The organism is Catellatospora aurea, from assembly GCF_042663325.1.
Taxonomy (GTDB): domain Bacteria; phylum Actinomycetota; class Actinomycetes; order Mycobacteriales; family Micromonosporaceae; genus Catellatospora; species Catellatospora aurea.
Genome location: NZ_JBHTAC010000010.1, coordinates 130,430 through 152,809, shown reverse-complemented (window position 1 = coordinate 152,809; position 22,380 = coordinate 130,430). Strand labels below are relative to the sequence as shown.

Here is a 22,380-nt window from a genome sequence, read left to right as displayed (position 1 = left end):
CCCGCCTGGACGGCGGACCGCCGAGGACTCCCCACCAGCGGCCGGTGACGTGCCTGGAGTCGGAGGTAGCCATGGCTGCGGCCACCAGCACGTGCTCGATGTGTGGCCGGGAACGGGATCCGTCGGTGCGCTGCCCGCACTGCGGCAACACCCCGGAGCAGCTCGCTGCCGAGGTGGCCCGGCTCAACAAGGCCATCGCCGACATGAACGCCGAGGACCTGCGCCTGTCCGGCGAGCGCAAGAAGCTGAGCGGCAAGCTGCAGGCGGCGCTGTACCAGCGCGACATCCTCGCCCACGCCGAGGCGCAGCGGCAGAAGAAGGCCGCCCCCAAGCAGCGCCGCTGGATTCCCCGCCCGCCCGGCGCGAAGGATCCCGCCGTGCCGCCCGCCGAGTCGGCGGATCCGGCGGCGGCCGGCCCCGCGGCAGGGGACGACGCCACGGTGCCCCGCCAGGCCCCTACCGCCCCTCGTGGCGCCGGCACGGGTCGGCCCGGTGACGCGGCCCGGCCACCAGGCTCGGGTCGGCCCACCGACTCGGCGCGGGGCAGCGGGCCGCGGGTCGCGCCGCTGCCTGAGTCGATGGCCGAGCCGCCGCCGGAGGCGTCCGCGCGCTCGGTGCAGAACATCATGCTCGCGCTGGGCTCGCTGCTGCTCGGCATCGCCGCGGTGGTGTTCGGTGCGGTCGCGCTCAGCAACGTCGCCCCCGGCATCCGGCTCACCGTGCTCGCGGTGGCCACCGTCGCGCTGCTCGGCATCGCGCCGAGCCTGGTCCGGGGCGGCCTGTCCGCGACCGCGGAGGCGCTGGCCGCGGTCGGCCTGGCGCTGCTGCCCGTCGACGGCTACCTGCTGGCGCAGCTGAGCCTGATCGACACCTCGCTGGCCGTCGTGGCCGGGCTGGTCTTCGCCGCGACGGCCGGGATCTCGTACTTCTACCACCGGGCCACCGGCCTGACCATCCCGCGCTACGCCGTGGTGATCGCGATCCAGCCGGTGCTGCCGCTGCTGGTGTACGACCTGATCCACGGCCCGGCCGGCTGGGCCGTGGTGCTGACCGTGGTCGCCGCGCAGAACGCCGTGATCGCCCGCGCCGTCGAACTGGCCAACGCCCCCGCCCGCCCCGCGTCGGCGAAGACCGCCGGGCTTCCCGAGAGCGTCGCGACGTTCATGCGTCGGCCCGAGACGGCCGCCACGGCGAGTCGGCGCTCCGCGTTCTGGCTGCGCGAGCTGGCCTGGGTGCTGCACGGGCTGGCCATCGCCGCCGCCACCGTGTACGCCGTGGCCGCCCTGCTCACCGCCGACACGGTGCCGTCGGTGCTGCGCGCCTCCGGCACGCTGCTGCTGGCGGTCGGTGTGGCGCTGGTCGGCGCGTTGATGCTGCGCCGGGCACCGCTGAACGAACTCGCCGCCGGGGCCATGGTGCTGGCCGTCATCGGCTCGGCGGCGCGGGTCGCCGTGGTCGCCCTGCCCGACCGGGCACTGCTGGTCATCGCCGCCGCCGTCGCGATCACCGGCCTGGGCGTGCGGGCCATCCCGGAGCCGACCCGGCGTGGCCCGCAGCTTGCCTCCACCCTCGCCCTGGTCGTAATCGGCCTGTTCACCGCGGGCAGCGCGCTGCGGGCCGCGCTCGCGCCGGTCGCCGCGGCGTGGCCGTTCGGCAGCGCCGACGTGACCGGGTTCACCGCCGAGATCGCGCAGCGGTCCGGCCATCCGGGTTGGCCGCTGGTCGCCACGATCGCGCTGCTGACGATCGCGGCGGCGCTGGCGTTGCCGGCCGCCTGGCGGCACGAGACCGTCGTCGCGGGCGCGGCGCTCACCGCACTGGCCGCGCCCGCCTCGCTGGGGCTGGGCTGGGTCGCCACCCAGTGGCTGCTGGCCGCCGGGGCGATCGCGCTGCTGGCCGCCGGGATCGGCGTCGCGGGTATCGGCGCCGCCGAGGGCGCGCCCTGGGCCGCGGCCACCCCGCGCGCGGCCCGCACGCACCTGATCGCCTCGTTCCTGGTCGGCGCGACCGCGGTCGGGGTCGCGCTGGCGCACACCTGGTCCACGGCGGGGCTGATGGTGGCGTTCACGCTGGCGGGGGTGCTGCTCGCGGCGGCGCAGCGGGCGCTGCCCGTGCCCCCGGCCACCGGGCTGCTCGGCGACGCCGCGGCCGGTGCGGCCGCGTTCGCCGCGCCGCTCGCCGTCGGCACCAGTGTGCTCACCCTGTTCCCCGCGGCCGGGGAGCAGGTCGCGCTCGCCTCGGCGTTCCTCGCCTGTGCGGCCACCCTGGGCGTGGTCGCGGCGCGTCTGGTCGCGCACCGCCGCTTGGGCACCCCGCTCGCGCTGGGTGCGGGGCTGGGCGCGCTGGTCGTGGCCGGGGCGTCGTTCGGCACCGCGGGCGCGGGCGTGCTCGACGCCGGGTTGGGCGCGCTGTTGCTGGTCGCGGCGATCCTGCTGGCGCTGGCCCCGTACATCGACTCCGGCCGCCGGGCCGACCGCGCCCTGGACGGCGCGGACTTCGCCGCCGCGGCGGTCACCACCGCGCTGATCGCCGCCCTGGCCCGAGTGGCGCACCTGATCGCCCCGACGTACTGGCTGGTGCTGTCGGCGCTGCTGGTGTTCGCGGTCGGGGTCGCGGTCCGCCTGCTCCCGGAGGAGCAACGCCGAGGGCCCGTCGCGGGCAGTGCCATGGCCGGCGGCATCCTCGTGCTCATCGCGGGTTACCCGGCACTGGCAGGCGGGATCAAGGCGCTCGCCCGGCCCGGCGACCTGTGGGCGGCCAACCTGGCCCCGGTCGGCGGCGGGGTGGAGTTCGGCTGGCAGGCACCCGCCGCGCTGGTGGTGCTCGCGATCGCCGCGGCCGTCGTGCTGCCGCCGCCGCGCAGCCACCAGGCCGCCGCGATCGCCGCGATCCTGGCCACCGTCGGCACCCCCGCCGCCCTGGGCTGGCCCTGGTGGTCCCCGATCGTGCTGGGCCTGACCATCGCCACCGGGTACGCCCTGGCGGCGGCCGTGGCGCAGGACGCGCGCGCCGGGTACACCCGTCTGGCCGTGGCCACCGCGGTGGCGCTGCACGCGCTCGGGGCCAGCCTGGTGCGCCCGTGGACCACCGCCGCGGCGCTCGGCATGATCGCCCTCGTCGGCGCGGCGCTCGTGCTGCTGGCCGCGCTGATGACCGACCAGGCCCGCCAGGCCGACGCCCAGCCGCCGGCACACCTGGACGTGCTCGGCGGCGCGGGCGTGCTCGCCGTGCTGCTGGCCGGTCCCGCGGCGCTGGCCGCGTTCGCCGCGAGCGCCGGCAAAGAACCCGAGGTGCTGCTGACCGCGGCGCTCGGCGGGGTCAGCATCGGGCTCGCGGCGCTGGCCGCCGCCCGCCGTCCCGCCGCGCCCTACCTGGGCTGGGGCACCGTCGGCGTGGCGATCTCCGGCACGCTGATAGCCCTGCTCGCGCTGGCCAACGGACATCCCGCCGGGGTGTACGCCGCCGCCGCGGCCCTGCTCGTGGTGCTCGCCGAACTGCTCCGCACCACCACCCGCGACCAGCTCGGCCTCACCCCCGAACGGGTGGCCGTGCCGATGCCGCGCCGGGTGCCGAAGGAGGGGCCGCAGCGCTGGCGCGTCGGGTTCGACACCCGCCAGGAGCTGATCGAGCGCAGCCGGCGCTTCCCGTCGTACCCGGGCGCCATGGCCGCCGCCGCGGCCGCCGCACCGGCGTTCATCGCCCTCACCTCGCTCGCGCCCGCGCTGCACGCCGCGCTGGTCCGCCCGTACGACAGCCTGAACGCGATCTGGCAGGGGCCGCCCGCGACCGGCACGGTCACCACGGACGTCGCCGCGGTGCTGACCGCGGTGCTGCTCACCGTCGCCGCGGGCATCGCCGCCGTCGGCTTCGGCGGGGGGCCCACTCGGGCCGTGTCCGTCGTGGTCCCCGGCGCGGCGGTGACGCTGCTGATCGCCCCCGCCGGCCTCGGCCTGGCCTGGCCCGCGAGCGTGCTGGCCGGGCTGGGCGTGTTCACGGTCTGCATGCTCAGCGTCGCGCTCACCGAGCCGCCGTCCGGTGACGACGTCGACCGGCCCGTCCGGGCCGGGCTGGTCGCGGTGCTGCTGCTGGGCCTCATCGCGGGCGGCGCGGGCCTGGCCGGTGCGCTGGCCACCCCGGGGCTGACCATCTTCACCTTCGGCGGCGCGGTCGCCGTCGGAGCCGTCGCGGCGCTGGGCGGCAAGAGCCAGCGCGCCCGCATCCTGGGCTGGCTCGGTGCGGCACTGGCCGCGCAGCTGTTCGTGCTGACCGTCAGCCTGCGGGTCGGCGCCAAGCCGGAATGGGCGGCGTTCGGCGTGCTGGGCGTCGGGGCGATCCTCATCGTCGGCGCGGCGCTGCACCCGCGGTTCACCCGCCCGGAGGCGGTACGCGAGGCCAGCGCGGTCGAGTGGGCCGGCTACACCGCCGGGGTGATCGCCCTGGCCCTGGCCGTGCGCGCGCCGTCGCAGGTCGCGGCGCTGCTCGTCGGCTGGGGGGCGGTGCTCGGCATCGCGGCCACCCGAGCGGGTCGGCCGCCGACCCAGCGCCGGATCCTGTGGTGGGCCGCCGCGGCCAGCGAGATCGCCGCGTGGTGGCTCATCATGCGCAGCGCCGACATCGCGCTGCCGGAGGCGTACACCATGCCGTTCGCGGTGCTCGCGCTGGCGGTCGGCCTGCTGGAGCTACGGCAGCGCCCGCAGCTGGGCAGCTGGGCGGCGTACGGGCCGGCGCTGATCGCGGGCTTCGGGCCCACCGTCGTGGTCGTGCTGGTCACCGACACCAACCCGATCCGCGAGGTCGGGCTGCTCGTCGCGGCGATCCTGACCCTCGTGATCGGCTCCCGCTACGGCCAGCAGGCCCCGGTGGCGATCGGCGCGGCGGTCACCGTCATCGCCGCCCTGCACGCCCTCACCCTGGTCGGCACGACCTGGCTGGGCGTCCTGGTCGGCGGCATCGTCCTCATCGTCCTCGGCGCCAACTCCGAACGCCGCCGCCGCGCCACCGACCGCTACAAACAACTCCGCTGACCCGCCCACCCCGCGACCGCCCCGACGGCCGGCCTCGATGGCGCAACTCTTTAAGAGTTGCGCCATCGAGGCCACCGGAGACCGCGACTCTTTAAGAGTTGCGCCAGGTGGGCTGGGCAGGGCGAGTCAGAGGGTCGCCTGGAGGGCGGCGTCCTTCTGGGCGACGAGTTCGGTGAGGCTGTGCGCGTAGTCGGTGAGCTTGGCGCGCAGGGTGGCGTCGTGCGCGCCGAGGATGCGGGCCGCGAGCAGGCCCGCGTTGCGGCCACCCGCGATGGAGACCGTGGCGACGGGGATGCCCGCGGGCATCTGCACGATGGACATCAGCGAGTCCATGCCGTCGAGGTACTTCAGCGGCACCGGCACCCCGACCACAGGCAGCGGGGTCACGCTGGCGACCATGCCGGGCAGGTGCGCCGCGCCGCCGGCGCCCGCGATGATGACCTTGATGCCGCGATCCGCCGCGGTCTGCCCATAATCGATCATGAGCTGCGGCGTACGGTGCGCGGAAACCACCCGCACCTCGTAGCTCACCCCGAACTCCGCCAGCGCCTCGGCGGCGGGCTTCATCACGGGCCAGTCCGAGTCGGACCCCATGATGATCCCGACTTGCGGCGCGGGAGTCTGCTCGCTCATGCTTCGAGGGCCTTTCCGTAGGTGAGCCAGTGGCCGGCGCGGGCGGCGCGGGCGCGGCAGTCGGCGAGGTCGTCGCCGAGGGCGGTGACGTGCCCGATCTTGCGGCCGGGGCGGGTCTGCTTGCCGTACAGGTGGACCTTCACGCCCGGCTCGGCGGCCATCAGGTGGTGCAGCCGCTCGTCGATCGACAGGCCACCGTCGGGCCCGCCCAGCACATTGGCCATGACGACCACGGGCGCGGCGAGCGAAGTGTCGCCCATCGGGTAGTCGAGGACCGCCCGCAGGTGCTGCTCGAACTGGGAGGTCCGCGCACCCTCGATGGTCCAGTGCCCGGAGTTGTGCGGCCGCATGGCCAGCTCGTTCACCACGAGCCCCGACGGAGTCTCACTCTGCCCCCCTGTTCGAGGCCCGCCTCCGGCGACCTCGAACAGTTCCACCGCCAGCAGGCCGACCACGCCCAGCTCGTTGGCGAGGCGGATGGCCAGCTCCTGGGCCCCGACCGCCACGTCCTCGGGCAGGTCCGGGGCGGGGGCGAGCACCTCGACGCAGATGCCGTCGCGCTGCACGGTCTCGACCACCGGGTACACCGCGACCTGCCCGTACGGCGAGCGGGCGACCTGCACGGCGAGTTCGCGGCGCAGCTCGACCTTCTCCTCGACGATCAGCTCGGCCCCGCTGGCCAGCAGGTCGATGATCTCCTCGACGTCGTTGACGACGAACACACCGCGGCCGTCGTAGCCGCCGCGGGCGGTCTTCACGACCGCGGGCAGCCCGAACTCGACCAGTTCCGCGGCCGAGGCGATCGGCGCCCAGCGCGGCACGGGCGCGCCCAGCTCCGACAGCTTGCGCCGCATCAGGTGCTTGTCCTGGGCGTACTGCAGCGCATCGGCCCCCGGGAAGACCTTGTGGCCCGCCGCGACCAGGGCACGGATGTGCTCGCCGGGCACGTGCTCGTGGTCGAAGGTGACCACGTCGCACGACTTGGCGAAGGTGCGCAGCGCGTCCAGGTCGGTGTGGCTGCCCAGCTGGACGTCGGCCGCGACCAGGGCCGCGGACTCGTCGACGTCGTTGGCCAGCACCCGAAGGGACTGGCCGAGGGCGATCGCCGCCTGGTGGGTCATACGGGCGAGCTGGCCGCCGCCGATCATGCCGACGACGGGAAGGCCGGTGCGAGTGTCCATCGGCAAGGAGTCTAATCAGCGCCGACGTGCCGAAGCCTTCGCGCCCTTGCGGCCGGTGGGCTGCGCCACGCGGCGGGGCGCGGACAGCGCCAGCACCAGCGGGGTGCGCTCGTCGCCCTGGCCGAAGGGGTTGCGCTCGCACAGCCGCTCCAGCAGCCCGGCGGGCGGCTCACCGGGCTGTGACCAGCCCAGCAGCCGCATGCCGCCGTCTCCGGCGCCGACGACGGCGCAGCCGGCGAGCATGGCGTACACCTCGTCGGGCAGGGTCTTGCGCAGCGCCGCGACGATCTGCTCGGCGACCCGGTCGGCGTCGCGCGGCGGCGGCACCACCGCCAGGTGCGCGGGCGGGCAGGCCTGCTCGCGGGGCGGGCAGACGGAGCGGACCAGCGGTCCGGCGAAACGCTCCGCCCACGCCCGGCGGCCGAGCCGGGCACTGAGCACCGCCAGCCCGAGCCGGACCGGGCCGCCGTGGTCGAGCGCCACCTGCATGCTCCATGGGTCGGCGAGCCCGACCGCGGGCCCGGCGAGCTTGACCAGCGCGCGGGCGTACGAGCCGGGCTCGATCTCCCAGATGGCCCGGGACAGGCCCTGGGCCACGGCGACGGGTTTCGCGGCGACGAGCAGGTGCCAGGGGCGGCGCAGCGCCTGCCGGGCGGTCTTGTCGGCGCCGTGCGCGAACTCGGCGACGTACCAGGCGAACTTCTCGGTGTAGCGGTCACCGGCGGCGATGGGCTCGGTGAGCACCGGGTGCGTGGTCCAGTCCTGCCCGGCCGCGGTGATCACCAGGGGGCCGGGCGCGGGGCGGGCGGCGGGCACGTCGGGGGTGCGCTCGTACGGGCCGAGGACCGTGGTCAGCCAGCGCTCCAGCAGATAGCGCCGCCACAACCGGGCCACGTCGGCCTCGGGTGCGGTCGGCAGGTGCTGCATGACGGCGAGCGCGTCGTGGTCGGTGCCGCCGTGGCGCGGGTACAGCAGCGCGCTGATCGTCTCGGCGCGCAGCCGCAGCAGGATCTCCCGCAGCGGCGGCTCCAGGGTGGCGGCGGCCGGGGCCGCGGCGGCGGCTCGCAGCGAGACCGGCGGCAGGGTGCGCTCGGCGAATCCGCGCAGCTCGGCGCGCAGCGCCTCGTCGGTGGTCTCCAGGTCCCGGTACGGGAAGCGCAGCGCGACGCCGTACCGGCTGGCGACCCGGTCGGCCAGGCGCGGCAGGTGCCCGACCGGCCCGCTCCAGCCCCCGGCCCCGAGCAGCGCGTCGACCTCCCCGCCGGTGGCCCGCGCCACCGCCCAGGCCAGGTAGCTCGACAGGTCGGGCATGGGTTCGCCGACGTCGGCGAGGAAGCCGTCGACGTCGATCTCGTCGGCGAAGAACGGCAGCGCCCGGTGCCGCACGTGGCCGTCGGGCAGCGGACCGAGCAGCGCCGAGGCGTACGCGGACGAGTCCGCCGGCAGCCCCGGGAAGTTGACCGAGTAGACGGGCAGGCCGCGGTGCTCGCTGCGCTCGGACAGCGCCGCGCCGAGCACCGCCGCACCAGGCAGGCCGGGGCCGAGCAGCACCCCGAGCCGTCCCTCGCCGACCGCGCCGAGCAGCGCCATCCGGCCGGTGATCGGGTGACCCCGGTGCCGGACCGGCGGGTGGGCGCGGACCACCCAGCCTTCGGTGTGCCCGGCGGAGATCTCGACGACCTGGTGCGGGAGCACCCGGCGGATGCCGTCGAAGAAGGTGGCCGCGCCCTCGTCGCAGCTGCCCACGGCCAGGAAGCGGGCGACCGTCTCCGGGTCGGGCCGGGCGGGCACGCCCGCGGCGAGCAGCGCGGAGGGCTCGCTCGCGACCAGCACCGCGCCGCGGCAACGGGCGTAGTAGAGCGGCGGGCCGTCGCCGTTGCGGGCCAGCACCAGTCCGTCCGGGTCGGCCATGATCAGGGTGTACGGGTCGGGGCCGCCGACCAGGCCCAGCGGCCCGCGCTCGGCGTACCGGTTGGCCAGGGTGCTCAGCTCGACGATGCCGTCGACGATCAGCGTGGTGGTGTCCAGCCGGTGCACGATCGGCATCGCCGCCCGGATCAGGAGCTTCGCGGAGCCGCAGACGCCGCGGGCCTCCTCGGAGCCGCGCGGGGCGAGCGCGCGGGACAGTGCGGTGAGCGTGTCGGTGGAGCTGCGATCGGAGCCGAAGCTCAGCAGGGCGGCCAGACCGGCCACGCGACCATCTCCTCAGGGAAGGCTGGGCGACAGTGGCGGCACGGGGCACGCCACGCGGGGGAAGCCTCAGCCTAGCCAGGATTGTCCGTTTGGCCGTTCATATCGCACTATCAGGCGAGAATTGTCGCCAGTTCGACAGTCGTCGTCACCGGACGGTCGCAGACGAATCCCCGGCAGACGTACGCCGTGGGCTGGTCACCGACCATCGTCCGGCCCGCCAGCAGCGGCACGCCCGGCGCGTCCGGGTGACCCGCCACAATCACCGCTCCGGGTGGCGCGTGCTCGATCGCGGTCAGCAGCAGCGGGTCGGTCTCCGGGTTCGTGGTCGCGATCGCGATCTCGAACGGCCCCGACAGCAGCGCCTCCGCCCCCGCGGCCGCGTACCCGGCGAAGCGCGGATGCCGGGCCAGCAGCGGCACCACCGTGGACAGCGCCCGCTCGGCCATCTCGTGCCAGCGCGGCTCCCCGCTCAGCGCGGCATAGCTCAGCAGCGCGGTGACCAGCGACGACAGCCCCGACGGGGTGGCGTTGTCGGTCGGGTCCGCGGGCCGGATCACCAGCTGCTCCGCGTCGTCGGCGGTGTCGTGGAAGCCGCCCTGCCCGTCCCGGAACCGCTCTCCCGCCGTGTCCAGCAGCCGCCCCGCCGCCTCCAGCCAGCGCCCGTCGCCGGTGACCTGGTGCAGCGCGCAGAACGCCTCGGCCACGCAGCCGTAGTCCTCCAGCACCCCCGCCGGCTGCCCGACGACACCGTCCCGGGACACCCGGCGCAGCCGCCCGTCGACGACGTGCCGCGTCAGCAGCAGCTCGCCCGCCTCCACGGCGATCGACCGGAAGTCCACGTTCTCCACGTCGGCGACGTCGCCGACCTCGGTGTAGTTGCGCCAGAACTCGCACAGCGCGGTGATCGCCAGCCCGTTCCAGGCCGCGACCACCTTGTCGTCGCGCATCGGCTGCGGCCGCTCCCGGCGCGCGGCCATCATCAGCCCGCGCACCCGCTCCCAGCGCTGCTGCACCTCCGGCGCGACGTCGTCGATGTCGCGCTTGAGCACCAGCACCGACGTGCCGTGCTCGAACGTGCCCGCGCCGGTCACCCCGAACAGGTCCGCCGCGAACTTCGCGTCGTCCTCCCCCAGCACCTCGACCAGTTGCGCCGGGGTCCACGAGTACGTCGTGCCCTCCACGCCCTCGGTGTCGGCGTCCAGCGCCGAGGCGAAGCCGCCCTCGGCCGTCTGCAGGTCGTTGACCAGGAACATGGCCGTCTCGGTGGCGATGCGCTGCGCCATCGGGTCGGCGGTCAGCCGCCAGATCTCGTTGTACACCCGCAGCAGCAGCGCGTTGTCGTACAGCATCTTCTCGAAGTGCGGCACCGTCCACGTCGCGTCCACCGCGTACCGGTGGAACCCACCGGCGAGCTGGTCGTAGATGCCGCCCCGGGCCATCGCCTCGCCGGTGTGGCGCACCAGCTCCAGCGCGTCGGCGTCCTTGGCCCGCTGGTGGTGGCGCAGCAGGAACAGCATCAGCATGTGCGGCGGGAACTTCGGCGCGCCCCCGAAACCGCCCCGCACGCTGTCGTAGTCGGCGCGCAGCCGCTCCACCGCGTGGTCCAGCAGCTCCTTGGTGATCTCGCCGCCGCCCTCGAGCGGGTTGCGCGCGATCGCCTCGACCACCGCGTCGCCCTGCTCCAGCACCTGGGTGCGCTGATCCCGCCAGGCCTCGGTGACCGCCTCCAGCAGCCGGGTGAACTGCGCCTTCGGGTAGTACGTGCCGCACAGGAACGGCTTGCCGTCAGGCGCGGCGAACACCGTCATCGGCCAGCCGCCCTGCCCGGTCATCGCCTGCGTCGCCGACATGTAGACCGCGTCCACGTCGGGCCGCTCCTCGCGGTCCACCTTGATCGCCACGAAGTGCTCGTTGACCAGGTCACCGACGACGGCGTCCTCGAACGACTCGTGCGCCATCACATGGCACCAGTGGCAGGCGGCGTAGCCGACGGAGATCAGCACCGGCACGTCGCGCCGCTTGGCCTCCTCGAACGCCTCGTCGCACCACGGCCACCAGTGCACCGGGTTGTCAGCGTGCTGCAGCAGGTAGGGCGAGGTCGCGTCCCCGAGTCGGTTCACACGTCCCACCCTCTCACAACGCCCCGCCCCATACCCCGGTGCCCCATTTGTCGCCGAACCCCGCCGCCGGAACTGCAGTTTCGGGGAGACTGCACGAATCCCGGCCGGGATAAGCGCAGAAACCAGGAAACTGCACCTCAGCGCAGCTGCACAGTCAACGGCGGGGCAACAGATTCATGATCGCATTCCAGCGGTACGGCTGGTCCGGGTGTTCGGGGCGTAACGCGTCGCGCTCCGTCAGCAGCGCACCCCACTCCGCCAGCAGGGCCAGGTTGCGGCGGAAGCCGGGATGCGCCGCGAGAGCCGCCTTCGCGTACGGGCTGACGATCGTCGGCACCCGGAGCCCGAACACCGTGTTCAGCAGCCCCAGCGCCACGTTGTCGTTGATCCCGGCCACCCACTTGTTGATCGTGTTGAAGCTGGCCGGAGCCACGATGACAAGATCCGGACCGGCCGCCTGCCGCTGCTCGTCGGGTTTGCGGGGGCCAACGGCGATCGGGTTGCCGGTCAGCGCCTCCAGCGCCGGCAGATCCAGCCAGTCCACGGCGGTCGCGGTCGGCACGACCTGGACCGTCCACTCGTCCGCCAGCAGCAGCCCGACCAGTTCTGCCACGGCCGTCGCGGGCGGGGCCGCGCAGACGACGAGATGAGCGTTCCTCGTCAAGCGCGCACGCCCGACCGCTCGGCGAGCGCCCGCAGGCCGGGCGTCACCGTCCGGCGCTCACGACGCATCAACTCGGCGAGCAGCCCGCGTGGGCGATGATTGACATGGAGCGCCTGTGGGGCCAGCCGCTCCGCTTCCAGCAGGTGAAGGACCGCTGCCGCATCCTGCTGCCCGGATGGCGTGAAGGCAGTCGCAAGGTCAAGATGCACCTGTGCCCGCCGCCCCAGCAGGCTCGCGGGCAGCCGGGATGTGTTGATCCGCGCGGCCGCCGCGATCGCCTCCTCCGGGCGGCCGAGGGCGTTGAATATGGCGACTCGATGCAGGGCGACATTGGTCGGGCCGAAGGCCGTCCACAACTCGTTCCCATCGCGTCCGAACGTGCGGGCGACGTCAGCAGCCTTGTGCAGCCACCTCGCCGACTCGGCCGCCCTGCCGCCGCGGCCGGCGACCGTGGCTTTGAAGAGCAGCACCGTCCCCCGGGCGGAGATCGCTGCGGCGTCCTCCGGCGTGTTCGCGTGGGCGAGCTCCTCACCGGCCGAGTCGGCCGCCGCCTCGGCTTCGTCTCGTCGGCCTGGCAGGTTCAGCAATGCCGACGCGATCTGGAGTTGCGTGACAGCGCAAAGCGCCCTGTCCCCGGCGATCCTCGCACTGCTCAACGCACGGTCGGCCACGACACGATCGAGTTCGCGATCGCCCACCTTGGCAGCGAGTTTCGACGCGGCGAGATAGGCGAGGGCCAGCAGGCGATGCGCATGGCCGCTGCCCTCGGCCTCGACCACCAGAGTCTCTGCCTCTGCGACCACTCCGGGCAGCATCCGGAATGCGGCCGCGTACTCAGCACGGTGGTACAACGTGTGCGCGGCACGGATGTCTCTCACCAGTTGGGCCGCGTCGACCGCCCGTGCAGCCCCGACGCTCCTTCGAGCGAGCAGGCTGCGCCGGAGTTCACCCGCGAGCGGATCATGCTCGGCCCCCGCGCCAGTCGGACGCGAAGGTGCGATGGGCACCACCACGGTGGCCCCGGCCAGGAGAAATTCCCGTCGCTTCATCTCCTCGTCCGCCTCCCAGGCCCGTACGAGGTCACCCTCAGCCGCCAGCTCACGGTCAAGTATGGGCACGAGTTCGGCAGGACAGCCTCGGTGCCCGAGTTCCAGGTTGTTCAGATGCGACCGGCTGAAGTTGATCTGTTCGGCCAGCCGCGCAATCGTAAGCCCCGCCCGGAGGCGCGACCGCCGAAGCAAGCTCGGAAACGTCTCATCACGAGCACCGGACACCATCTGAAACCCCCTGAAACGCGCTGCCTACTGGTCACTGCGGACAGTGACGGTGACGCTGATTTCAGGCGCGGGGTGGGGGTGGCTCGAATCCTTCCGGCCTCGCCGCCGCAATCAAGACGATAGGGGCATCCGGGAGGGACATCAATGACCGTCACCGCAGATTCGACGGGTCATGCACAGCAACCATCATCAGAGGATCGGCCGCCGGCTGCACCGCGCCGAGGTCTTCCCATGAACCTCCGCCTACCTGCCTTCGGCGCGGAAGTGGCGGCCAATGTGCGCCTGCTGGAGCGCACATCGCAGTGGCACTGGAGCAGCGACACGATGACGCTCAAGATCATCCGAGACCGACTCCTGCACGACATGCGTCTTTGTCGATGAACGGCGGGGTGAGCAGGGCGGCGGTCGAGACTGCGCGAATGCTGCTCGCGGATCACATACGTCGGCCCGATGGCGGTTGTCGCTGTGGCAGACGCTTCGACGACGAGTGCCGCCGACACCGGATGTACGCGCTGAGCACGCTCCGGCTTGCAGGCGAGGAGCCCTAGCCAGGGCCGCAGTTCTCGGGCGCGGAGTCGCACCCTCCGCACCCGGTGCCGGTGACCATGGCTCGCACCCCGGGTCCCGGCCGAGGGGCCGCCCGTTCAGCCGGGCGGCCCCTCGGGTAACCACGTTGCCGCCGGTGGGGGCGGTGTGATGGGGTCTCGGGCATGACGGGGGCGGCTTTCCTAAGCACACCGACGGCACTGACCACCGCGCAACGGGCGGCGCTCGCGCACGTCACCGGGGTCGCGACCCGGCATCGCGAACGGGCCCTGGAACGCCTCGGCGAGGTGCCCGACCTGCCCGAACTCCTGGCGGTCGTGGCCGCGCACGGGCGGGTCACCCTGAACTTCCACCCGGACCGGCTGATGTCCGACGGGCGCACCGTCGCCGAGTCGCTGGCCGCCGACGGCCGCTACCGCAGCCAGTTCGAGACCGGCGTCACCAACGGCAGCCGCACCGCTTTCCTGGGCGGCGACCGCGACCGTTGGGAGCAGGCCCTGTTCGGCGACGCATATCTCGCGCCCGGCACACTGCCCGCTGAGCGGGTCCTTTACGGCGGACTGAACCTGCTCGGGCACCCCGACGGGGCATGCCCGAGATTCGGCTCCTGCCACGTCCGGCTGCGGCCTTCGGTGAACGCCCGCTGCACGGTGACCCTGGGCGACAGCCACCTCGGCCCTACCGACGTCGGCACGCTCGCCGTCTTCGAGCCGGTGCTGGCCGGGCTCGTCGAGCAGGCCCGCGAAACCGGAGTCACGCTGGGCCGTCCCGATGCCGACCCGCTCGCGGCGCTGCGCGAACTCGCCGGGGCCGCCCCGGCCGCCGAACCCGGCCGAGCCCTGGACGACTACCTCGAAGTGCAGGTCCACGGGCCGGTGGACCTGGCGGCGGACGCCGAGGCGCTGGTGCTCGACCCGAGCTTCCGCGGCACGGCCGCCGGTGACGTGCTCGCCGGACTCGCCGCGCGACTCGACGTGGGCCTGGAGTGGCATGCCGGCTTCGAGCTGACCGCCGCCGAGGTGGGACCGGACTTCCGCGGTCCTGCGATCCCGCCCCTGGCCGCCCAGGTGTGCGAGCGCTACGCAGGCCCGCGTGGGGCCTTCGACGCCGAGCTGGTCGGCCGCGCCGCCGCCGACATGCTCCGTGACCCGCTTTCCTGGTCCCCCTGGGGCACGCCCGACGAACTCCTCCAGTACGTCAAACAGCTCTGGCACACCCTCGTGCACGCCGGCCGCCCGTTCGCGGGCCGCTGACCGACGGGCAGTTTCGAGGAAGTGCAGGTATGGACCGCTGCACTTTCCCCGAAACTGCAGCCACCGGGCGGACCGGGCGCGGCCGGCCGAACGTCGTCAGCGGCCGGACTTCATCGCCGCCAGGCGGGACTCGATCTCCTGGTCGCGGACCGAGGCGGACAGCTCCTCGAACTGGGCGTCCACGGTGGAGGCCTGGAGTTCGTCGTGGCCCTTGAGGCGGGCCTCCTCGCGGCGGACCATCTCCTCGAACCGGTTGATCTCGCTGCTCGGGTCGAGCGCGTCGATACTGCGCGCCGAGCTCTGCACCCGGCCGCGCGCCTCGGTGACCTTGGCCCGGCCGACCAGCTCGTCACGCTTGCGGCGCAGCTCGTCGAGCTTGCCACGCATCTGGGTGACACCCTGCTTGAGCTGCTCGGTGACCTGCGTCTGTTCGGCGATCATCGGGCCGAAGCTCTTCACGTCGTTCTCGTACGCGATCTGCTTGCCGATCGCGATCCGGGCGAGGTTGTCGAACTTGTCGGCGTCGGCGGCGTTGCTGGAGCGCACCTGGTCGGCCTTGGCGCTGGCGGCCTGAGCCTTGGCCTGCCACTCGGCGGCGTTCTTCGTCGCCTCCGCCGAGTCGGCCTCTAGCAACCGCAGGTTGCCGATGGTCTGCGCGACGGCGTTCTCGGCCTCGCTGATGTTCGCGGTGTAGTCGCGCACCATCTGGTCGAGCATCTGCTGCGGATCCTCGACGTCGTCGAGGATGGCGTGGATGTTGGCGCGGGCCATCTGGGTGATGCGCCCGAGGATCGACTGTGCCGCCATGATCAATTCCCCCCTGAGTGTTCCTTCTCCGGTCTCGCCCACGTGCTGGGGCCGCCGAAACGGCCCAGCACCGGCGGCGCCACGGACGCTGCCGCGCCGCCGGTCTGGTTCGCCTCGCTGGTGAGGCCGATACGGAAGCCGCCCATGCCGCCGCCGAGCATGCTCTCCAGCAGGATGCCGCCCAGCACCGCGCCACCCATGCCGCCCGCGGCCGCCGTGCCGAAGCCGCCGGGACCGCCGATGATCACGCGGCCGCCGCCGAGCTGTCCGCCGTACGCCGACGGGAAGGACCAGCGCTCGACGTCGTCGCGGGCCGAGTCGACGGCCTGCGCGGCGAGGTCGTGCGCGCGTTCTGCGGCGGCCAGCGCGGTGACCGGATCGGTGCCGCTCTCGGCACGGTCCAGCTGGGCGTGCGCCTCCGACAGGCGGGCGCGCGCCGTCGAGCCGACCGCGCCGCGGCGCGTGGTGATGAAGCCGGTCGCCGAGTCGACGGCGGCACGGGCTGCGTGCAGGGTCTGCTCCAGCTGGCGGCGGGCCTGCTCGGTGCGGTTCGCGGCATCGCGTACCCCGCCCATGGCCTCGGCCAGGCCGGAAGCGGCTGTCTCCAGCCGTCGCATCATGCCCAGCGGGTCGGTCTTCGCGCCCGCCAGCTGCGTACGCACGTCCCCGGCGACCTGATCGGCGCGGGCCACCGCGGCGGCGAGGTTCATCTGGTCCGCGCCGCCCGCGCCCCCGCTGGCCTGCATCGCGGCCTTGCCCGCGGCCGCCTCTGCCTGCACCTCGTCGAGCAGGCCGGTCACGTGCTGCCCCGCCGTGTCCAGATCGGTGGCCGCCTTGTCCAACGCCTCCAGCAGGGCTCCGGCCTGCCCGGTGGCCTGCTCGGCCCCGCGCAGCGACAGCGCCGCCTTGCCGCGGTCGCCCGCCGCGATGTCGGCGCCCGCGGCGGTGAGCTGCTCGTCGGCGAAGTCGAGCCGGGCGGTGGCCTCGGTGACGTTGCCGGCCACGGCGGTCAGCGCGCCCTCGGTGTAGCGGTCGGTGAGGCGGGTCAGCTTCGCCTCGGCCGCGGGGAGCGCGCCGCGCAGCTGCCCGGCGCGGGCCGTCAGCGACTGCGCCAGCTCCTCGGCGTTGGCCTGCATGGCACGCAGCTTCTCGAAGGCGTCCGCCTCGGCGTCGAGCCGCCGGTCCACCGTCGAACACCGGTCGACGATCTCCCGCAGCAGCCGCCGCTGGGTGGTGTCGTCCTCCGGGATCTCGTCGTCGAGCTGGTGGCGGATGCGGAACGCCGCGGCCAGCTCCTCCTTCGCGGCGGCGACCGCGGCGGCGAACGTGGTCACGGCCTCGGCCCCGTACTCGGCGGTGGCGAAGCCCAGTTCCTGCTCGCTCGTACGCACCGCGTTGTCCACGGCCACCAGCTGCCCGTTGGCGTACGTGTTCAGCTGGGTGGTGCTGTAGGCGGCGAACGGGTCGGCCGGGCCGGCCTGCTGCGGGGTGGCCTGCGCCGTCCCCTGGCCGCGCCCCTTGCGCCGCCTGGCCATCGTCAGCGCCAGGACCACGCCCAGCACGATGATCGCGAGGCAGCACAGAACCGAGAAGAGATCGACCTCAGTGGTCTGCACCGGCACGTGATCACGATATCCCCCGCAATCCCCCCGAACCCGGCGAATAGCCCTGCCTCAATCGGCCCTGGATCAGGCGGTGTGCGGGCGGGCGCGGAGGGGGCGGATGGGGCGGGCCGCGCGGGTGAGGGTGTGCAGGGCTTCGATGATCTCGTCGGCGGGCAGCGGGTGGGAGAAGTAGAAGCCCTGGCCCGCGTCGCAGCCCAGGCGGCGCAACGCGACCCGCTGATCGGCCGTCTCCACGCCCTCGGCGACGACGCGCAGGCCGAGCTGGCGGCCCAGGTCGACGACCGCCTGCACGATGGCGGCGGCCTGCCGCGACTCGGCCATCCGGCCGACGAAGGTGCGGTCGACCTTCAGCTCGTCGACCGCGATCCGGGTGAGGAAGGTCAGCGACGAGAACCCGGTGCCGAAGTCGTCCACGGCGAACCGGACCCCGAGCCCGCGCAGCTCACGCAGCACCTGGTCGGTGACGGGCAGCGGGCTGAGCACCACCGTCTCGGTGATCTCCAGGACCAGCCGGGAGGCGGGCATGTTGTGGCGGCGCAGCAGCTCGGCCACGTCCGCGGGCAGTTGCGGGTCGAGCAGGCTGCGCGGGGACAGGTTCACCGCGACGGGCACGTCCAGGCCCTGCCGGGTCCACTCCTCCGCCAGCGTCAGGGCCTGGTCGAGCACGTGCCGGGTGAACTTGCCGAGCAGGTCGCTGGCCTCGACGGCGCGGACGAAGTGTTTGGGCAGCAGCAGGCCGCGGCGCGGGTGGTGCCAGCGGATGAGCGCCTCCACCCCGGACGGCGCGCCGGTGTCCAGCTCGACCGCGGGCTGCAGGACGAGATGGAGCTGGTCGTCGGCGGCCAGGGCGGCGCGCAGCTCGGCGACCAGCGCGAGCCGGTCGGTGCTGGTCCGGTCGCGGTGCGGGTCGTACGCGGCGACCCGCGACCCCGACTCCTTGGCCTGGTACAGCGCGACGTCGGCGCGCCGCAGCAGCTCGGTGAGGTCGAACTCGCCCGCGGTCGCCACGGCCACCCCGACCGAGACCTCGGCCGACAGCGTCACCCCGGCAACCTCGGTGGGGCTGGCCAACGTCGCGGTCAGCATGCGCGCCCGGCGCTGGGCGACCAGGTTCGCGGCGCTGAGCCGGTCGACCTCGTCGTGGTCCGCGGACAGTCCGGGCAGGTCGGTGACCAGCAGCGCGAACTCGTCGCCACCGAGCCGGGCCAGCAGCTCGCCATGCCCGACGTCGCCGGACAGCCGCGACGCCGCGGTCTGCAGCAGCTCGTCCCCGGCGAGGTGGCCCAGGGTGTCGTTGACCTCTTTGAAGTGGTCCATGTCGAGCAGCAGCAGGGCGACCGGCACACGGGCGTCGAGCCCGCGCAGCACCGCGTCGCCGCGGTCCATCAGCGCGTCGCGGTTGAGCAGGCGGGTCAGCGGGTCGTGGTGGGACTCGTACATGGTGCGTTCGCGCAGCTCACGCAGGGCGCTGTGGGTGGCGGCGTCGTGCAGGGCGGCGGCCAGGGCGTCGCCGAACACGGCCAGCCGATGCTGGTCGTTGGGTCCCCAGGCGCGCTGGCGCAGCAGCCGCAGGGTGAGCACGCCGACCCGGCCGCCGGCCACTTCGAGCGCCCGGGTCACCGCGGGCGCGCGGCCCGCGTCCGCCGGGGGCGTCTCCGAGGCAGGCTCGACCAGGATCTCCTCGCCGGTACGCAGGCTGCTGCGGTATCGGGTCTGCGAGCCGAGCACGGTCAGCTCCACCGCCCGCACCGGGAACAGCGAACGGGCCGCCTGCAGGCCCTCCTGCGCCACGGCCAGCTCGTCGAGCCGGTGCAGTGAGCGGCTGGCCAGCGCGAACGCCCGCCAGGTGCGGCGCTCCTCGTCCTCGTGCACCCGGTGCACGTAGAGCTGGTGCAGCAGCCACAGCAGCGGTGGCAGCACCCAGAGCCAGCTGCTGTCCCACAACCGCACCGCGACCAGGCCGAGCGCCACGTTACCGACGATCATCACGGGCGTGCCGCGCAGCGCCTGCCAGACCACCCCGATCATGTTCTGCCCGTCGCGCACGGCCAGGTGCACCGCGAGCAGCACGGCGCTGCTGAGCAGGTAGACGAGAGCGGCCAGCACGACGATCGCGGCGGCCTGCGCCGACATGCCGGACGCGCCGGGGGCCACCGGCACCCCGCCGATCCCTACCACCAGTGCCGCGACGGCGGCGGCCAGCGTCAGTGAGGCGGCGGCCCGGACGGTCTCGACCGGGCTGGTGCGGTTGCCGGAGACCAGTGACACCACCGGTTTGGCCAGCAGCACGCCGATGCCCGCCGCGGCGGGGATCCAGGTGACCGGCACCAGGACGAAGCCGACGATCAGGGCGGCCTCGCCCCAGTCGACGTCGATGGTGGTGGAGCCGACCCGCATGCGCAGGCCGAACAGGTGGGCCAGCGTGATCAGGCCGATGAGCAGCCCGAACTGGCCGAGGTCACCCTCGTGTACGCCGACGATCGCGCCGACGCCGGCGATCAGCACCGCGCCGACGACGAGACAGGTTATGACAATGCGGACACGCGACGTCAGCGAGGCTGCACCGGACCAGCGGTAGAGTCCGTCCGCCGCCCGCGTGAGCCACCTGCCCATCCGTGCCCCCTGTCCGCGCGCACCGTAGGCGGAGGCCCGCCGTCTCCCTCTGAAGACGACACACTCTCCGCCTGACGCGACAGGCCGTGTCCGATTCCCTCGGTCCGCCTCAGCGAGGGTCCGGCGTGACGGGCGAGTCCGTCCGCGCACCGTCACTCATGCTCGCCGAATCGAACGTCTCGGGCAACCGCCTGAGCCGCTGATTCATGTTGCGAATCAGGAAAACCGTTGCAGCGGCCAGGAGCAGGATCAACAGCAGCGCCATCGGACCGGCGAGACCGTCGCCCGACCGGGTGTCGCCGAAGTTGTTGTCGGCCAGGAACTCCAGCATGTGCCTCACCTATCCGCTCCCGCCGGCGCGCGTACGCCGGCGAACAGGTCGTCCTCGGGAATCGCGGTCGCCACGGTCGACCTGACCAGCTGGTAGTCCTCGGTCGGCCAGGCCGTGCGCTGCACGGTCAGCGGCGCGCGGAACCAGGGCCCGTCCGGGTCGATCTGGGTCGCGTGCGCGCGCAGGGCGTCGTCCCGCAGCTCGAAGTACTCGCCGCAGGGCACCCGGGTGGTGATCCGGGGGGACTTGTCGCCGACCCAGTCGTCGTTGAGCCGCTCGGCGTACGGCGACTCCAGCCCGGCCGCCAGCATCGCCTCGTGCAGCGCCGTGAACTTCAGCTTCGTGAAGCTGATGTGGTAGTAGAGCTTCGGCACCTCGAAGGCCGGGCCGAACTCGGGGTAGCGCTGCGGGTCGGCGGCGGCCTCGACCGCGGCCATGGTCACCAGGTGGGTCTGGATGTGGTCCGGGTGCGGGTAGCCGCCCTCCTCGTCGTAGGTCAGCACCACCTCCGGCCGGAACTCCCGGATCAGCTTGACCAGCGGCGCCGCCGCCTCCTCGACCGGCACCCGGGCGAAGCAGCCCTCGGGCAGGCCGGACGGGTCGTCGTGGGTGTAGCCCTCGACCCAGCCCGAGTCGACGAAACCGAGCCAGGCCTGGTCCACGCCGAGGATGTCGCGGGCCGCGGCCATCTCCGCGCGGCGGATCTCGGCGATGTTCTCCCAGACGTCCGGACGGTCGAGTTTCGGGTTGAGCACGTCACCCCGCTCGCCGCCGGTACACGTGACGACCAGCACCTCCGCACCCTCGCGGGCATACCGCGCCATAGTCGCGGCACCCTTGGACGACTCGTCGTCCGGATGCGCGTGCACCGCCATCAGTCGCAGCCGCTGCGTCACCGTGCTCTCCCCACGTGCGAGAATCGACCCTGACAGTGTTCCTCACGCGTCTGACGCATCACACGAAGGACCCCCACCGGTGACCGAGACCTCCACCGACACCGCCGCCGGCCAGGCGGCCGAGCGCGCGCCGTGGCCGGCCGGACGGTACGGCCGCCGCCGTGAGCAGCGACGCGCCTCCCGCTCGACGGTGGCCGTGCTGGGCGTGCTGACCGTGCTGGCCATGACGCTCATCGGCGCACGCCTCTACCGCGCGTACGGTGACGGAGACTACACAGCGTCGGTGACGGCGTTCGAAATGAGCGACACGCAGGTCGCGGTGACGTTCATGATCCAGATGCCGGCCGACGGCACCGCGGTCTGCCTCGTCCGCGCCCGGGACAAGACCGGGCACGAGGTCGGACTGGAGGAGGTCACCGTGCGGCCGGGCCCGGATCCGGACCGCACCGTGGTGACACACCGCCTCGCGACGACGGGACGTCCGGTGACCGGCGAGGTTAAGGGCTGCCACCCGGCGTGAGTCGCTGGTAGGTTGGTAACTTCGCCCATCGCGCTCAAGGGGGCAGTTACCACTGCGGCGCATGGCCGACCGGCAACCACTTCCGAGAACCCGCAAGACCTGAGGAGAACGCCCGTGTCCACGACTGATGCCACCTGGCTGTCCCAGGACGCGTACGACCGGCTCCAGGGCGAGCTGAACGACCTCATCGCCGCCCGGCCCGCGATGGCCGCCGAGATCAACGCCCGCCGCGAGGAGGGTGACCTCAAGGAGAACGGCGGTTACCACGCCGCCCGCGAGGAGCAGGGCAAGGCAGAGGGCCGCATCCGCCAGCTCCAGGAGCTGCTGCGAGTCGCCCACGTCGGCGAGGCCCCCCGCGGGGACAGCGTCTCCATCGGCAACGTCGTCGTCATCTACTTCGACGACGACACCGAGGACACCGAGACCTTCCTGCTCGGCTCGCGCGAGATCGCGGCGACCACGGACATCACCGTGTACTCCCCCGAGTCGGCCCTCGGCCAGGCGATCCTCGGCGCCCGCAAGGGCCAGACCGTCACCTACACCGCCCCCAGCGGCGTCGACATCAAGGTCACCGTCGTCTCCTTCGAAGCCTTCGGCGGCTGACCCACCACACACGCCCCAGGGCCGGCCCGCTCCCGCGGCGCCGGCCCTCACCGTTTCCCGCCCGCCTCGCAAGATCGCCTTGATCTCGGGTGGG

Annotated in this window: 16 protein-coding genes; 5 read left to right on the top strand and 11 right to left on the bottom strand. The window is 73.5% G+C overall.

The annotated features are described in order from the left end of the window. Window positions 1-71 precede the first annotated feature (71 nt). A complete protein-coding gene (locus ACFQO7_RS12745; protein WP_376806554.1) occupies window positions 72-5,024 on the top strand; it encodes an SCO7613 C-terminal domain-containing membrane protein in 4,953 nt (1,650 codons plus the stop codon). A 126-nt stretch (window positions 5,025-5,150) separates the two neighbouring features. On the opposite strand, the gene purE is transcribed toward ACFQO7_RS12745, so the two are convergent. From purE to ACFQO7_RS12715, 6 genes are all read right to left on the bottom strand, one after another. Continuing rightward, a complete protein-coding gene (gene purE, locus ACFQO7_RS12740) occupies window positions 5,151-5,657 on the bottom strand; it encodes a 5-(carboxyamino)imidazole ribonucleotide mutase (RefSeq protein WP_203689520.1) in 507 nt (168 codons plus the stop codon). Then, window positions 5,654-6,838, bottom strand: coding sequence for a 5-(carboxyamino)imidazole ribonucleotide synthase (locus tag ACFQO7_RS12735; RefSeq protein ID WP_376806553.1), 1,185 nt, complete (start codon window positions 6,836-6,838; stop codon window positions 5,654-5,656). The genes purE and ACFQO7_RS12735 overlap by 4 nt, the downstream gene beginning before the upstream one ends. 15 nt (window positions 6,839-6,853) lie before the next feature. Continuing rightward, a complete protein-coding gene (locus tag ACFQO7_RS12730; protein ID WP_376806552.1) occupies window positions 6,854-9,031 on the bottom strand; it encodes an asparagine synthase-related protein in 2,178 nt (725 codons plus the stop codon). Between the two features lie 110 nt (window positions 9,032-9,141). After that, entirely contained in the window at window positions 9,142-11,151 is a 2,010-nt protein-coding gene (locus tag ACFQO7_RS12725) for a thioredoxin domain-containing protein (protein WP_376806551.1), read from the bottom strand. A 154-nt stretch (window positions 11,152-11,305) separates the two neighbouring features. Continuing rightward, window positions 11,306-11,815, bottom strand: a complete 510-nt coding sequence (locus ACFQO7_RS12720; RefSeq protein WP_376806550.1) for a flavoprotein — start codon at window positions 11,813-11,815, stop codon at window positions 11,306-11,308. Continuing rightward, window positions 11,812-13,092, bottom strand: coding sequence for a helix-turn-helix domain-containing protein (locus tag ACFQO7_RS12715; protein ID WP_376806549.1), 1,281 nt, complete (start codon window positions 13,090-13,092; stop codon window positions 11,812-11,814). Before ACFQO7_RS12715 ends, ACFQO7_RS12720 begins: the two co-directional genes overlap by 4 nt. A 144-nt stretch (window positions 13,093-13,236) precedes the next feature. On the opposite strand from ACFQO7_RS12715, the gene ACFQO7_RS12710 reads away from it, so the two are divergent. Together ACFQO7_RS12710 and ACFQO7_RS12705 are read left to right on the top strand one after the other, a co-directional pair. Continuing rightward, complete coding sequence (locus tag ACFQO7_RS12710) at window positions 13,237-13,473, top strand: hypothetical protein (RefSeq protein ID WP_376806548.1); 237 nt, start codon at window positions 13,237-13,239, stop codon at window positions 13,471-13,473. Between the two features lie 329 nt (window positions 13,474-13,802). After that, window positions 13,803-14,891, top strand: a complete 1,089-nt coding sequence (locus ACFQO7_RS12705) for a DUF3626 domain-containing protein (protein ID WP_376806547.1) — start codon at window positions 13,803-13,805, stop codon at window positions 14,889-14,891. 96 nt (window positions 14,892-14,987) lie between these two features. Here ACFQO7_RS12705 and ACFQO7_RS12700 read toward each other — a convergent pair whose 3' ends face one another. From ACFQO7_RS12700 to mca, 5 genes are all read right to left on the bottom strand, one after another. Then, window positions 14,988-15,698 (bottom strand): PspA/IM30 family protein, encoded by a 711-nt coding sequence (locus ACFQO7_RS12700; RefSeq protein ID WP_376806546.1) that lies wholly within the window; start codon window positions 15,696-15,698, stop codon window positions 14,988-14,990. Between the two features lie 2 nt (window positions 15,699-15,700). After that, the gene (locus tag ACFQO7_RS12695) at window positions 15,701-17,320 is read right to left on the bottom strand and encodes a hypothetical protein (protein WP_376806545.1); all 1,620 of its coding nucleotides are present in this window, start codon (window positions 17,318-17,320) and stop codon (window positions 15,701-15,703) included. A 66-nt stretch (window positions 17,321-17,386) separates the two neighbouring features. Beyond that, window positions 17,387-19,936, bottom strand: coding sequence for a putative bifunctional diguanylate cyclase/phosphodiesterase (locus ACFQO7_RS12690; RefSeq protein ID WP_376806544.1), 2,550 nt, complete (start codon window positions 19,934-19,936; stop codon window positions 17,387-17,389). 109 nt (window positions 19,937-20,045) lie between these two features. Beyond that, window positions 20,046-20,267, bottom strand: a complete 222-nt coding sequence (locus ACFQO7_RS12685; protein WP_376806543.1) for a hypothetical protein — start codon at window positions 20,265-20,267, stop codon at window positions 20,046-20,048. 5 nt (window positions 20,268-20,272) lie between these two features. After that, on the bottom strand, window positions 20,273-21,163 hold the full coding sequence (gene mca, locus ACFQO7_RS12680) for a mycothiol conjugate amidase Mca (protein WP_361040208.1): 891 nt from the start codon (window positions 21,161-21,163) through the stop codon (window positions 20,273-20,275). Between the two features lie 79 nt (window positions 21,164-21,242). Here mca and ACFQO7_RS12675 point away from each other — a divergent pair, with 79 nt between their 5' ends. Continuing rightward, window positions 21,243-21,683, top strand: a complete 441-nt coding sequence (locus ACFQO7_RS12675) for a DUF4307 domain-containing protein (protein WP_376806542.1) — start codon at window positions 21,243-21,245, stop codon at window positions 21,681-21,683. Between the two features lie 114 nt (window positions 21,684-21,797). Further along, window positions 21,798-22,286, top strand: coding sequence for a transcription elongation factor GreA (gene greA, locus ACFQO7_RS12670; RefSeq protein ID WP_360522080.1), 489 nt, complete (start codon window positions 21,798-21,800; stop codon window positions 22,284-22,286). The last annotated feature ends 94 nt before the right edge of the window (window positions 22,287-22,380 follow it).

Bases quoted from the DNA above. Each gene is read 5' to 3' on its own strand.
- ACFQO7_RS12715 (WP_376806549.1), bottom strand. From the start codon at position 13,092: ATGGTGTCCGGTGCTCGTGATGAGACGTTTCCGAGCTTGCTTCGGCGG.
- ACFQO7_RS12685 (WP_376806543.1), bottom strand. From the start codon at position 20,267: ATGCTGGAGTTCCTGGCCGACAACAACTTCGGCGACACCCGGTCGGGC.
- ACFQO7_RS12735 (WP_376806553.1), bottom strand. From the start codon at position 6,838: ATGGACACTCGCACCGGCCTTCCCGTCGTCGGCATGATCGGCGGCGGC.
- ACFQO7_RS12745 (WP_376806554.1), top strand. From the start codon at position 72: ATGGCTGCGGCCACCAGCACGTGCTCGATGTGTGGCCGGGAACGGGAT.
- ACFQO7_RS12710 (WP_376806548.1), top strand. From the start codon at position 13,237: ATGACCGTCACCGCAGATTCGACGGGTCATGCACAGCAACCATCATCA.
- purE (WP_203689520.1), bottom strand. From the start codon at position 5,657: ATGAGCGAGCAGACTCCCGCGCCGCAAGTCGGGATCATCATGGGGTCC.
- ACFQO7_RS12690 (WP_376806544.1), bottom strand. From the start codon at position 19,936: ATGGGCAGGTGGCTCACGCGGGCGGCGGACGGACTCTACCGCTGGTCC.
- ACFQO7_RS12705 (WP_376806547.1), top strand. From the start codon at position 13,803: ATGACGGGGGCGGCTTTCCTAAGCACACCGACGGCACTGACCACCGCG.
- ACFQO7_RS12700 (WP_376806546.1), bottom strand. From the start codon at position 15,698: ATGGCGGCACAGTCGATCCTCGGGCGCATCACCCAGATGGCCCGCGCC.